This is a genomic window from Roseibium sp. JB4-4, from assembly GCF_055693425.1.
Genome location: NZ_CM146333.1, coordinates 3,759,328 through 3,771,693, shown reverse-complemented (window position 1 = coordinate 3,771,693; position 12,366 = coordinate 3,759,328). Strand labels below are relative to the sequence as shown.

Annotated in this window: 9 protein-coding genes and 1 pseudogene; 2 read left to right on the top strand and 8 right to left on the bottom strand. The window is 54.7% G+C overall.

Annotated elements, in window-relative coordinates; genetic code table 11:
• Positions 1-184: 184 nt before the first annotated feature.
• Both ACZ1HV_RS17780 and ACZ1HV_RS17775 read right to left on the bottom strand, forming a co-directional pair.
• Positions 185-655, bottom strand: coding sequence for a tetratricopeptide repeat protein (locus ACZ1HV_RS17780; protein ID WP_298817285.1), 471 nt, complete (start codon positions 653-655; stop codon positions 185-187).
• A 140-nt stretch (positions 656-795) separates the two neighbouring features.
• Positions 796-1,680, bottom strand: a complete 885-nt coding sequence (locus tag ACZ1HV_RS17775; protein ID WP_472715896.1) for a hypothetical protein — start codon at positions 1,678-1,680, stop codon at positions 796-798.
• Between the two features lie 475 nt (positions 1,681-2,155).
• Between ACZ1HV_RS17775 and ACZ1HV_RS17770 the strand changes: the two genes are divergently transcribed.
• The gene (locus tag ACZ1HV_RS17770; RefSeq protein WP_472715895.1) at positions 2,156-2,434 is read left to right on the top strand and encodes a hypothetical protein; all 279 of its coding nucleotides are present in this window, start codon (positions 2,156-2,158) and stop codon (positions 2,432-2,434) included.
• A 262-nt stretch (positions 2,435-2,696) separates the two neighbouring features.
• Here ACZ1HV_RS17770 and ACZ1HV_RS17765 read toward each other — a convergent pair whose 3' ends face one another.
• From ACZ1HV_RS17765 to ACZ1HV_RS17755, 3 genes are read right to left on the bottom strand one after another with little or no spacing between them, the layout of a single operon-like run.
• Complete coding sequence (locus ACZ1HV_RS17765; protein ID WP_298817292.1) at positions 2,697-3,431, bottom strand: GNAT family N-acetyltransferase; 735 nt, start codon at positions 3,429-3,431, stop codon at positions 2,697-2,699.
• Positions 3,431-4,810 (bottom strand): HlyD family type I secretion periplasmic adaptor subunit, encoded by a 1,380-nt coding sequence (locus ACZ1HV_RS17760; RefSeq protein WP_298985325.1) that lies wholly within the window; start codon positions 4,808-4,810, stop codon positions 3,431-3,433. Before ACZ1HV_RS17760 ends, ACZ1HV_RS17765 begins: the two co-directional genes overlap by 1 nt.
• The gene (locus ACZ1HV_RS17755; protein WP_472715894.1) at positions 4,803-6,830 is read right to left on the bottom strand and encodes a peptidase domain-containing ABC transporter; all 2,028 of its coding nucleotides are present in this window, start codon (positions 6,828-6,830) and stop codon (positions 4,803-4,805) included. The genes ACZ1HV_RS17760 and ACZ1HV_RS17755 overlap by 8 nt, the downstream gene beginning before the upstream one ends.
• Before the next feature lie 742 nt (positions 6,831-7,572).
• On the opposite strand from ACZ1HV_RS17755, the gene ACZ1HV_RS17750 reads away from it, so the two are divergent.
• A complete protein-coding gene (locus ACZ1HV_RS17750; protein ID WP_472715893.1) occupies positions 7,573-8,925 on the top strand; it encodes an NADase-type glycan-binding domain-containing protein in 1,353 nt (450 codons plus the stop codon).
• Positions 8,926-8,951: 26 nt separating this feature from the next.
• On the opposite strand, the gene ACZ1HV_RS17745 is transcribed toward ACZ1HV_RS17750, so the two are convergent.
• From ACZ1HV_RS17745 to ACZ1HV_RS17735, 3 genes and pseudogenes are all read right to left on the bottom strand, one after another.
• Entirely contained in the window at positions 8,952-10,508 is a 1,557-nt protein-coding gene (locus ACZ1HV_RS17745) for a hypothetical protein (protein ID WP_472715892.1), read from the bottom strand.
• Between the two features lie 376 nt (positions 10,509-10,884).
• Positions 10,885-11,607, bottom strand: coding sequence for a M15 family metallopeptidase (locus ACZ1HV_RS17740; RefSeq protein ID WP_298985319.1), 723 nt, complete (start codon positions 11,605-11,607; stop codon positions 10,885-10,887).
• Positions 11,597-12,162: pseudogene (locus ACZ1HV_RS17735) on the bottom strand (sigma-70 family RNA polymerase sigma factor). The gene ACZ1HV_RS17740 and the pseudogene ACZ1HV_RS17735 overlap by 11 nt, the downstream one beginning before the upstream one ends.
• Positions 12,163-12,366 lie beyond the last annotated feature (204 nt).

The window sequence follows — 12,366 nt, the reverse complement described above, 5'->3', positions numbered from 1 at the left end:
TCCAGGATCAAAAAATTTGGTTCAAATTCGGCAGCGTCTTCCTGAAACACAAGTTGCGTCGAACCATTGGAAAAAATTATATATATTTTCCAGATATTTGGGAAAAGCTTAGAGGCTTTCCGGTATTCCCGGACAATGTGAAAATTCCGGCCACGATACATTTTCTCAAGCCATAAATCGCCACTCATTTGATCCCGTCCAAGAATGACGCCGATGGCTCATGCCCCTGTTCCGCTGCCATATTGAGCAGCACTTCTGCCCAGTCGAGATCTGTCTCGTTTTTCACCAAGTACATTGCCAGGTTATAACCAGCATCCAGATCTCCGGCTTGGAACGCCTTAAGCAGCCAATAAGCACAGTCCTTTTTGTTCTCTGAAAAACTGTCCCGGCAAAAAATATTACCAAGATTAAAAAACGCAGGAACAAAATCAGCAGCCGCACTTTCACTGTAATATTCTATTGCTTTTTCAGTACTCTGCTCGACTATCCCACCTTCCTCATAGAACACACCGACATTATATGATGCGACCGGACTGCCCTTGCGACTTGCGAATTCATAAAGATCAAAGGCAAATTCCAAGTCAGCGGCTGCCTCTGCCTTTTCCGCCAGTTCCAGAACGCCCGGTATGCCTTGTTCTTCAAACAGGCAGTTCATTTGCCGTGTTTCCTCCGTCTCCCTTTCACATGCGCCAGGAAACACCCGGCCATCCGTCGCGGAGGCGTTTGCGGTCAGATAGGCCGACCAGCCCGAAAGGGCCGCGAAGAAACACAGCACCTGCGTGAATTTTCCAGGCCTTAGTCGGATAGTCTCAGCCCTCCATTCACAAATGCACCTTTGTTGTTCGGTCCGACTCGGCTTCCGCTGCTGATTAAAGAATGAGAACCGGTAGAAAAATTGTATCGATATCCGGCAAATCCGCCGAGCGTGCTTGTCTTCTTCTTCTGACTGTAGTTCCAGCCGATATCCTTCGTGGCGGCAACGAGACCCTTGGAGTCGAGGCCTTGCGAATAAGTGACACGCACTCTGTTCGGTACGAGGCGAACGAGCCTCCCGCCCGTATTGCCCCAGAGTTTTCCGAGTTTGCTGGTCGCGTTTCTTCCCGACAGGACATTGGCAAGATTGTTGTCGATATTCACCCGCACTTGCGCAGTGCCCGATGCAGTAATTCGGGTCTCATAGGTGGCTTTGTAAACCCCAAGCCTTGTTCCCCATCTGATAACTCTGCTGGGGATCTTAGATGCTGGCAGCGTGCCACGATTGATAATCGCTCCCCCATCAGCGCTCAATCGCTTTGCGAAATTCGCCGACCATCGGCTCGTTCTCGTTTTTGCCGCAGATCTCGTGGCTTTTGCCCGATCACCCCGGAACCCGCCGCGGCGGGGAGGACCGCTGGAGAGCCTGGTTTTGTTTTCCTGAAGACTGGAATAGCGTGATCTGGGCGAACTTGCCGGGATATGCGCCCTGCCTTCCGAGGATCGTCGGTTGGAAGCGGTGGAGAGAGCTTTCGAGCCTCTGACCGCCTGAGCCCGGCTGCCTCGGTAACCACCCCGCCGGGGCGGCCCTTGGGAAACCTGAACCTGCCCCCCTGTGAGTTGGCTGTAACGAGACCGGGATGAGCTTGCCGGAATATGCGCACGCCCTTGAGAGGTGCGTGATGCCGTCGTGTTCGTGTTCGACATGGATCGGCCTTCGCGCACCTGTCGGGCCTTTGGTCCTCGGTAGCCACCTCGCCGAGATGGCCCACGCGAGACGTTTGCCCCGACCTGTGACAATCGACTTGATTGAGAACGGGAAGAATTCGCAGAGATATGCGCTCGGCCAACCGAGGCGCTGGATCTGTTCCTCGTCGCTCCAGATCCCGAAGCTCTGACGGCCTGAGCCTGCTGTCCACGATATCCCCCACGCCGCGAAGGTCCGCCAGACATCACCGATGTAGCTCCAGACTGCAGACTTGAGCCGGATCGAGAGGAAGATGTACTAGTATGAGCCCGTCCGCGCGAGCCGATCGTCTGGTTTCGGGAAACTTCCGAACTTGAGGACCTTGTTGCTGCTGCCCGGTCACCTCGATATCCACCCCGCCGGGTTGGTCCACGGGACATCGCAGACGTGTTGCGGGAAACCTGACTATACCGTGAGCGCGAAGAACTGGCGCTGATGTGCGCGCGGCCACTTGAACTGGTGGGCCTGCTGCTTGTGGTCGTTGTCCTGGAACTGCTCACGTTGGCCCGCGCCGCTTTTGCCCGGCTGCCTCGAAAACCACCTCTGCTGGAAGGACCCACAGAAGTTCTCGTCTGGCTGGCGGATATGCTGGGCACACCGCTGCTTGCGCGTCGGCTAGAGGCGGCCGGTCTTGACGACGAACTGGATCTGTTGCTTGAAGAACGGGACGAGCCACCGCCTCCAGAACCGCTGCCACCTCCACCGCCGCCGTAAGCGTTCAGGCCGGAGACCGGATTCACGAGAGCCTCTTTACCCCCGACAGTCAACTCTGAAGGTCTTCGTCCGAGGTCGTTGCAGATCACTGCAATCTCACGGGTCGAAAGAACACCCTCAGGAACAATGATCTCGTTATCTGTAACGTGAATAAGGGCTCGGCCTTGACCCGGAAGAAATGACATCCGCAATATCTCCTGATAAGCCCCGCTAAAAATTACAATACGCACTTGCAGAACTCAACACCATAAGTTGTATTTCTCTACATTTTTTTCTTATAGACGCCGCCAACCCGCGCGTAGTCCATCTTCTCGTAGAAACGCCCGATACGGTCGGCTTCAGTCTGCGTGGAGACCGAAAAACAGATTTCGATGACGGATTTGGTCCGTGCCCAGGTTTCAAAAGCACGCATAAGCTTAACCGCAATCCGCGACCTGCGATCCTCGGGATAAATGTAGAACAGCTCCTCGGCAGCCATCAGGTCGCGCGAAAAAATGTAATCGGTAATGTATCCGAAGAGAGCACCTTGGAGGCGTCCTCGGGATTTGTGAACAAAGATCTTATGTGTCTCGGGTTCAGCCAGATACATTTCTGCAAATTCACGTGCCCGGAGACCGTCGAAGGCAATTGACCGGTAAGCCGTTTCGGAAGCGATCGCCGCACCAAGGCCTATCAACGCATCAATATCGGACGGTTCGGCTATCGAAACACCGTCTTTGACATATTCGCTCAATTCAAGCTCGCGGCCTCGCCCAACCGTGTGACTGGCCAGCTTTCCCATACGCTCCTCCAACAGGGATTGCTGCTCTTCGCTGAGCTGATCCAGTGGCAAGACAAGGTCTCCCGGCGAAGCAGTGGCTACATACCGGTCCTGTCCATGTACAAGACCGTTTTCGCCAAGAAGATTGGCTTCTCTTGCACTCAGCGCAGCCTGCAAGGCACTTGGGTCATCCGCGGGCAACTGCCCTGTGATCAGATTTTTGCGAATCCGCCGCATCAGTTTGGCTCTTTCAAACTCTCATCAAGGGCTTTGTGGAACGGATCGGTCAGATAGGAGAGGATTGACCGCTTGCCGATCTTGATTTCTGCAGTGGAAGTGATGCCCGGAAGCAGTTCAAATCCGGAAGGCAGATTTCGGAGCTTGTTGCCGGTGATGGACACACGCGCCTTGTAGTAGACCTGCGTCTGCCCACTGGACTGGTCTTGAAGGGCATCCGGACTGATCGAGGCCAGTTCACCTTCCAATGTGCCGTGCCGCTGAAACGGAAAGGGATCCAGCTTGATGCGAACTGGCTGTCCGACGTGAACCCATCCGATATCCTGCGGCGTCAAGTCGAGTTCAACATCCAATCCCTTATCGGTTGGGACGAATGTGAACAGAACTTCGGCAGCTTCGACAACGGAGCCGACAGATTTGTTGGTGACCTCCAGGATGATGCCGTCCGAGTCGGCTCTGAACTCATCGAACTCGCCCATTTTCACGATTTTCTGCAGATCGAAGCGCAACTGTTCAAGCTCCGTCGCAATTGCCAGCATTCGTTCCTCGATACTGAGCGCGTAAGACGACAGGAAAAGTTCCCGCTCCACCTGGACCACGTTTTTCTGGCTCGCATACCGCTCCTGCTCCCGCTCCTTTTCCACTTGAGCAGCTTCCAGGCGCTCAGCCTCCGCAGACGCTTCCTGAAACCGGATGCGTGAACCCGCATTCGATTTCAGCAGTTTTTCAGCGTTGCCCAGCTTGATTCTTGCCAGTTCCTTCTGCGCTAGAAATTGCGAAGCCTGCGCACGGGCCACTTCGATCTGCGAATCGAGGGTCTGGACCTGAGCGTGAAACTTTTCCAGCGTTGCATCCTTCTCCAACTGACGCCGTTTGAAGAGCTCAAGCTGCAGATCGGAAAGATCGGACGTTTGCTCGGGTCTGAAAGCAAGGCCGGATTGCTCGGCTTCAAGGCGCGCACCTTCCAACTCAAGAAGGCGGATTTTTGCCTGTAGCTGCCCCCTGTCGGCCTTGGTGAGCGTCGGGTCGAGAGACGCAATCAAATTGCCTTCTTTCACGTAGTCCCCGGCTTTTGCGTCCAAACTCCGGATGACCGACGGTTGATAGGGTTGTTTGACAACCGTTCTCGACTGACTGACCAGTTTGCCGCGTGCTGTGACGGTCCTGTCTATCTGAGCCCAAGCCGCCCAGCCGATAGCCGACATAATCAGAAACAGGATGGTGTAGAGGGAAACCCGCGCCAAATAAGGCAAACGCTTCAACTCGACTTCGACAGCGTCTGGCTGAAAGGGAATCGCATGCCGCTCGACCTTATCTGACGTACCATCTGCAAGCTCGGCCAGTTCGCGGGTTTTCCGGTAGCCGAACGGATCACGCATGGTCAGCCCCAAGAGCATTTTTGACCTGAATGTCCCACATTCTTTGAAATACCGGAGAGAACCGCGGGCTCTGTTCATCGAGCAGCTCCCGGCGCGGAGCGAAGGCTTCGATACGCCCCTTGTCCAGCACCAGAATGCGATCGGCGTCGTGCAGGGTCGACAGGCGGTGGGCGATAATCAGCATGGTTCTGCCATCGGCTATCTTGCTAAGATTGCCTTGGATGACGGTTTCTGACTCAACATCGAGCGCGGACGTTGCTTCATCAAAAATAAGCAGTCTGGGATTGCGTAACAGCGCCCGCGCGATCGCTAGCCTTTGCCGCTGGCCGCCCGAGAGATTTGTGGCATTTTCTTCCAGGAACGTGTCATAGCCAGAAGGCAGATCTTCGATAAAACCGGCTGCACCTGCAAGGTGAGCCGCCGTCCTGACATCTTTCAACTGCGCGTGCGCCACTGTCAGAGCGATATTGTCTCGTACGGTTCCTCGAAACAGAAAGTTTTCCTGCAGAACGATCCCCACCGATCGCCGCAAATGCGCAAGATCGATTTCCCGGAGATCAATCCCATCGAATTTCACTCTACCGTCATTGACGGCATATAGGCCCTGGACAAGCCGGGCCAGTGTGGATTTTCCCGATCCGCTCTCCCCGACGATACCAATTGTTTCACCGGCCTCGATTGAAAATGATACGTCCTGAAGCGCAGGCTTGTCCGAACCGTCATAGCTGAATGTGACGTTCTCAAAGGCGATTTGACCCGAGACCTCTGGCGTAAGCGTTTGTGAAACCGAATTACCCTCGGTCCTGGTGTTCATAATGTTGCCAAGCATCCTGACTGCCAGGCGCGCCTTTTGATACTCATGGATCATCTCGACAATCTTGATCAGCGGTTGACTGACATTGCTGGACAGCATTTTGAATGCAATCAGCTTGCCGACTGTCATGTCGCCTTTGAAGACCATATGAGCGCCCACAAACAAAATGGCGACCGACATCAGCTGCTCGAGCGTTTGGACGACGCTCTCCGCAGTCGTTCCGATTTTATCGACATTGAAGTTGGTCCGGACCGATTGAGCCGAACTGTTGTCCCAGGTGCGGCTTCGCTTGGGCTCAAGAGCCATGCTCTTGATGGTCGAAATACCGTGAATGCTCTCTACAAGCAGGGACTGCCGCTCACCTTCCGCCGAGTACAGGCGCATGAGGGCAGAATAAAATGGCCGGATCATCCCCGCGATGACCATCGCAATCAGAAGCGAAAAACCGACCACGATGAGTCCCAGCTCCCAGCTGTAGAGAAAGAGAAGCGGAATGAACACAAACAGCGCGGTCGCATCGAGGGCTGTGGTCAGGACATTGCCGGTCAGAAAATCCCGAATTTCATCCGTTTGTTGCATATGCTTGGTCAAGACGCCGGCAGTCGAGCGCTGAAAGAACGAAAGGGGTAGCCGGACCAGATGACCGAACGTCCGGGTGGCTGTTCTAATATCGATTTTCGACGTTGCGAATGCGAGAAGATAATTGCGCAGAAAGTTGAATACGCCCTGGAACAGCAGCACAATCACGACAGCGACTGCGAGCACATTCAATGTCTGAAAGCTTTGATGGACAAGCACCTTGTCGACCGTGATCTGGAAAAAGAGCGGAACGGCCAAGGCAGTAGCGTGGATCATAAGAGCGATGAGAATGATCTCCGTAAACAGCACTTTCTGTTTTAGGGCTTCTTTGAAGAACCAGCTCAGGCCGAAGGCGCTGGCAACAGTCTCGTCCGTGGTTCTCCTGAAGAGATAAATCGTGCCTTTCCAACCCCGGCTTATGTCCGCTGCCGCAATCGGTTCATGCTCGAATTGCTTGGTCTCCAGGCATCTCTGCGCTGAAAAGACATAGTCCGTGCCTGTATCCGGGTCTTCCGAGTAACCGGAAATCAGGAAGGTTTCGCCCGACTTGAGGACAAGAATGACCGGATAGGCCTGACCCAGTCTCCCAAATTGGCTCCATGACAGCCGCTTCGAGGAGACCTGCAAACCCAGATCCTGCGCGATCTCGCAGAAAGCGCATCTCGGTTAGAGGTTCTTCTCCTATGGAGTATTCAAATTCAATCTTGGCGCGATCTGCTGCCAACTCATGATGCTTAGCGACTTCAATAAGGTGATCAAGCGCTTGAGGATCGAGTTCGCCTTGATGCATGGGTGAAAATCTTCCATTGGCTTAAGTCTGAATAGTTGATCAAAGATTGCAAATTCTATCACTGGTTGTATTTGTGCGCGTGCCAATCCTTCGATGTGATAAACGTGAGTTCAGCACCTTAATTTGCCGGCTTTCCTTGCTGTTCTTTTGTGAGTTGGTCTGGGTACAGCAGCTGTCTACCCGCCGGGATTGATTTGCTCCCGTCCGCAGTCAATGCGCGTTTGAGTGCCCGGACATGCATCGGGAATTGGAGCGAAAATCGCATTATTTACAATCCATTGCACCTAAGCGACACCTGCGGAACGAATGTGGCCACCATCCGGCTAACAGAATGTCAGACAGGAGCCGACTTTCGGGTGCCTTGCAGTCGGCCTTATAAGATCTCGGTCAAGTTCGGCATCAATGTGGCCATGGCTGAAGCGATAGCCATGCTGGATCGGCGTTTTACCTTCAGACACCGCCCCAACCACTCCTTTCTCGCCGGAAAGCCCATTGGCAGCAGCCGGCCTCTTCGACAAAATTTTCCTTGCCTTAATGACCGGGCAGCGGTTTTCATTCTAACCGCTTGGGAGGCCGCCGATGACCGAAATAGGGAAAGCAATTGCGGGTCTGATTATCTTTTTGGCAATCGCCGGACCCGGTTCCGTCCTGGCAGCAGGCAAAACAGCGCTTGTGATCGGCAACGGTGCCTATCAGGCGATGCCATCGCTGCGTAATCCGGCAAATGACGCCAACCTTATCTCCAACAAACTGTCGGCTCTCGGATTTGACGTGGTTCGGATCATAGATGGCAGCCGTCAGGATTTCTGGCACGGTTTGAAGCTTTTTGGCCGCAAATCTCAAGGTGCCGACGTCGCTCTGGTGTTTTATGCGGGTCACGGCGTGCAGGTGAACGGGCGCAATTGGTTGCTTCCCGTCGACGCCGAAATCGAAGCCTCCACGGATCTTCCAGCACAAGCGCTCAAGGCAAATGACCTTCTGGAAATCATGGAAGCCTCCGGCGCCAAACTGAAACTCGTGTTTCTGGATGCCTGCCGCAACAATCCGTTACCGCGCTCGTTGTCACGTGGCGCTGACAACGGCCTCGCCCGGCTCGAAGCGAATGCCGCCGGAATGATGATCGCATTTGCGACTTCACCAGGAGATGTCGCACTGGACGGCAGCGGCAACAATAGCCCGTTTACCGAAGCCCTTGCCCGTTTGATCGACACGCCGGACCTGGAAGTCCGTCACCTGATGGGCAAGGTGCGCGAGAGTGTTTATGTCTCCACCGGCGAACGCCAGCTCCCTTGGCTGAATGAAGCACTGATCGGTGAGTTCTATTTTGGAGGAAAGTCGTCGAACGGCACCGCACCTGTGGTCCAGTCAAGCACACCAGGGGCCACAGAAGATGTTGGGCCTGCCAAGGCAACAGCTCCTCTCACGGTTGGTCGGGCCGAACCAAGGCACTTGCCGGCACCACCTTATCATCGTGATCTCTGCCGATCGGTGAGAGACCTCGGCGGAACTGTGGAATTTTGCGCCAGTTCAATTCTCGATCCGCAATTCGGCAACCGGTATGGCCCAGGCAATCTGTTCGATCAAAATCCGTCGACAGCCTGGGTGGAAGGTGTGCAGGGCAACGGTTCCGGGCAGAAGATTCTGATATCCTTCGACCGTCCACGCCGCGTGGCTGGATTTCAGATTACCAACGGTTATGCCAAAAACCGCGACATTTATCGAAAAAATGCGCGCGTCAAAACCGCGATGGTCACCTTGTCTGACGGCTCTATCCAAGACGTGTCGCTGCCCGATGACATGAGCGCAAACCGATTCACTTTTGGTGCGCCACAGGAGACCACCTGGCTTGAATTCGAAATCGGATCGGTCTTTGCCGGTTCAAGATATGCCGACACCGCCGTATCTGAACTGGTGCCAATCTTTGCCGACTAGTCCGTACTCTTCGAATTCGCGGGGCGCTATCGGCCACCGTCAACATATTCACCGTCGAACCGGAACACGGCGTGACCGCTGTTGTTGTGCTGCGGCGGTACACCCACATACATCTGCATGAAGAGTGCACCTTTCGGGTCTTTGTAGAAGGGCGCCCCGTTCCAAAGCTTGATCTTGAAGACCTCGGCATTTTCGGTTTTGAACGCTTTCACCAGCATTGCCGGAACATGGGTGATCAGCTGATGATGAAATTGGGCTGCCTGGGCAAAGGTGATCAGGTCCACGTCATTTTCCATGATGCGCGGCCGGGAAAAGCCGCGCGTTATGCCACTGCTGCCCAGAGTGTAATCGACGACATTGCCAGGAGCTTCGGGGTCCGGCATCGTAATGCTGGCCCGGTCCTCGCGGAAGGTCATTTCAAAGAACCTGATATCTTTGCCAAGCGCATTCTGAAATTGCACGAACGCGTCCGACATGCCCTTAAGCGACATATAGCTTTCAAAGGCGCGCAGGCTTTCCGGCAAGGTGGCTGAATGGATGCTGGCATCGGGGCGCACCCGCACCACAGCTTTTTCGCGGCCGCCCGGGGCGCTCTGCAATTCGATGACCCACAGCACACCACTCTCACTGCCTGCCGGCGGAGGTCTGGTTGCTTCAACGCGATCGATATGGGTCCAGCCCGCTGGTGCCTCGGCGCGCGCGGCGGCAAGGATCTGAGGCAGGCGTGCCAGTCCGCTGGCTGTAATGGCGAATGGCAGGCTCCCGCCTGTCAACGTGTAGAATGAAATCGGCTTGCTAACAGCGCTCTGACGAAAGCTTCCGCCGTTCCATCGATAACCCTGAACTTGTGCCGGATCGGCCGGTTTCACAGCGTCGATTTCGACTCCATGGGTCAAGACGCTGATTTTAAAAACATTTTCTCCTCCATCAAAGATATCGGCGAAACGGCCCTGGGCATTCTCGAAAGGCCAATCGGATTGGGTCCGCAAGTTCATGGAGCGGCCCCGCTCGGTGTGACTGATATCGGCACCGTCGAGCCGACCGTCGGCCAGAACATAAACCTGACCGAATTCGCGGCCACTTTTGATGGAAATGTTCCACTTGACGGCCCAGTTCGCCTGACCCAGGACCGGCCCCAAAGAAGCCGTTGCCGCGGTCACTTCGCCTGGCGCTCTCGTCGGCAGGCCTTCCGGTGCGTTGCTGAGGATCGTCCACAATCTGGAAATTTGCAGCTCTGCCTGACTGTAACGCCCGGGCGGAACGATGAATTTTGGACCATCGGCCATGTGCATTGGCCCGTGAACACTATCCACGAAGCCCTGGTCCTTCTTGATGCGACGAACCGTCCAAAGATTGAATTCTTCCCCGCTCTGTCCGGTCGCAGCAATCACGGAGACACTGTCAGGCTCGAGCCCCAGCCATAATAGGTCGCTATCGCCGATCTGCTCGGCCAGGAGGGTCCAGGCGGTATCAAAGGTTTGCTTGTCGTTCAGATAGGTGCTTTGTGCCGATGCCGGTAGCCCAAACGAAACAAGCAGAAGAAACGGCAACACGCCGCCGAGCAGACGTAGCAACTTGGCCATAATACACCTCGAACTTTCTTGAATGGATCTATCTCATCCTCAAATCACCACACGACCAAAAGTCTCAAATAGCTCCCGGTTCCGGCCCTTAGGCCGGTAAAATCCCGGCCCCTGGCGGACGAGCCGCACATTAGTCGTGCCTAGCGCTATTTCCACCGCGGCCCGTGATCGTCCGGCAGGGTCTCAAATTCGGTTTCGCGTGCGCCAATGCGCAGAACAGGCTTCACAACCATGAGCTATAAAAAAGATCTACTACCAACCATAGACAGCATGAAAGACAGTGGATGTGACGCGGCTCACAATCGGCCTCTTTTTCGGAACTGCTTGATAAGCGCAGCCTGAAATGGCCCGAGATAGTGTCAAAACACTTTGGAAATTAACGTTTTTCAATCGCAAAACTGAAGGAACGGTCCGGGTATGGCTCGCCCTGTAGCGTGAAATGCCACCATTCTCCAGGATAATTCCGAAAGTTTCCAAGCCGCATCAGGTCGACAAGTTTCCTGCGCAATTGCTGCGCCTGCTTTCCGACGACAGTGGCGTCGGTGCGGCTTGCCGGGTCGAAACAATCGAACGGTGTACCGAAATCAGCTGTACCCCGGTCACCTCGCGAACAGACTGACGGCTGTTTCCGGGGATCGGCTACCTCAAACAACTCCAGGGCAACATCCACGGTTGACCCTCTGGCGTGACTGCTTTTCGCACCGATGTAACCCTGACGGATCAATTGTGACCGTGGAACGGAAGGATAATATTCGCTGTCTGTCTCTTGACCTGAACCAACCCAGGCAACCATGGCGTCAACGGCAGTCTGCGGTCGATAGCAATCGAACACAACAAGGGAAAATCCGTCCTGAACAGCAGCATTTTGCACTTTTGCAAGCGCTTTTGCCGCTGCTTCCGTTAGAACACATTCTTTCGCCGCATAACCAGGCAATCGCTTGCGCATAAAATTCTGCCGGCCTGCATATCGAATGTCCTGCCGGATATCGGGCACATAGTCTTTCAGGTAAACAAATCCGTCAGGCATGGCATCGGCAATGGCGGACGGAACGGCACCCAGCACCAGTGTCGCGACAAGAAGCAGACGGCTAGTCCACATCAACCGCCTCGTCGGCCTCGATCAGCTGTCGCAGACGTCCAAACGCAAGCCTGATCCTGGATTTGACGGTTCCAAGCGGCAAACCGGTTGATTCTGAAATTTCACTGTGAGACTGGCCGGCAAAAAAGGCCAGTCGAACAACTTCCTTTTGCTCGTCAGGCAGTTTTGTCAACGCAGCCCGGACCCGTTCTTCGCGAAGCCGCGCATCCATTTCGTCTGCGACATCCGGAAGAGGCGTCGGCTGCAACGCGGGTTCTTCGGGATCAAGCTCGGCTGTTTTTTGCCGCCGAAGCCGGTCAATGCGCCGGTTTCGCGCGATTCTGTAAAGCCATGTGCTTGCGGAAGACTTTTGGGATCGAACAGTTCCGCCTTGCGCCAGAGTGTCACCATCACGTCCTGGGCGATTTCTTCCGCCAATGCGCCATCGGCCCCCTGATTCATAAGGTAACCCTTCAGACGTGGGGCAAAATGATCGAACAACTCCACAAAAGCGGTTTTGTCCCGCTCTGCAGCGACCTTTACGATCAGTCCGGAAAAATACTGCGCTTGCGCCAAAGGCCACTCTACTCCCTGCCGGCCGTTCGGTTACGCATCAATCTTTAGCAGGTTCGGCGATTTTCGAAAGGGGGGACTACAGTCTGCCACACTGTTGCCTCGATTAACCTTGAGAGCCATGAAGCTATGGATCGACGGTGCCGGAAAATGAAGCGTCCAAAAAACAAAAAACAATTGCCGAGCTTCAACCCTTTCGTAACCCGC

Excerpts from the sequence above, each read along its gene's own strand:
- ACZ1HV_RS17750 (WP_472715893.1), top strand. The coding sequence starts at position 7,573 with ATGACCGAAATAGGGAAAGCAATTGCGGGTCTGATTATCTTTTTGGCA.
- ACZ1HV_RS17775 (WP_472715896.1), bottom strand. The coding sequence starts at position 1,680 with ATGTCGAACACGAACACGACGGCATCACGCACCTCTCAAGGGCGTGCG.
- ACZ1HV_RS17740 (WP_298985319.1), bottom strand. The coding sequence starts at position 11,607 with ATGTGGACTAGCCGTCTGCTTCTTGTCGCGACACTGGTGCTGGGTGCC.
- ACZ1HV_RS17765 (WP_298817292.1), bottom strand. The coding sequence starts at position 3,431 with ATGCGGCGGATTCGCAAAAATCTGATCACAGGGCAGTTGCCCGCGGAT.
- ACZ1HV_RS17745 (WP_472715892.1), bottom strand. The coding sequence starts at position 10,508 with ATGGCCAAGTTGCTACGTCTGCTCGGCGGCGTGTTGCCGTTTCTTCTG.
- ACZ1HV_RS17770 (WP_472715895.1), top strand. The coding sequence starts at position 2,156 with ATGTGCGCGCGGCCACTTGAACTGGTGGGCCTGCTGCTTGTGGTCGTT.
- ACZ1HV_RS17780 (WP_298817285.1), bottom strand. The coding sequence starts at position 655 with ATGAACTGCCTGTTTGAAGAACAAGGCATACCGGGCGTTCTGGAACTG.
- ACZ1HV_RS17760 (WP_298985325.1), bottom strand. The coding sequence starts at position 4,810 with ATGCGTGATCCGTTCGGCTACCGGAAAACCCGCGAACTGGCCGAGCTT.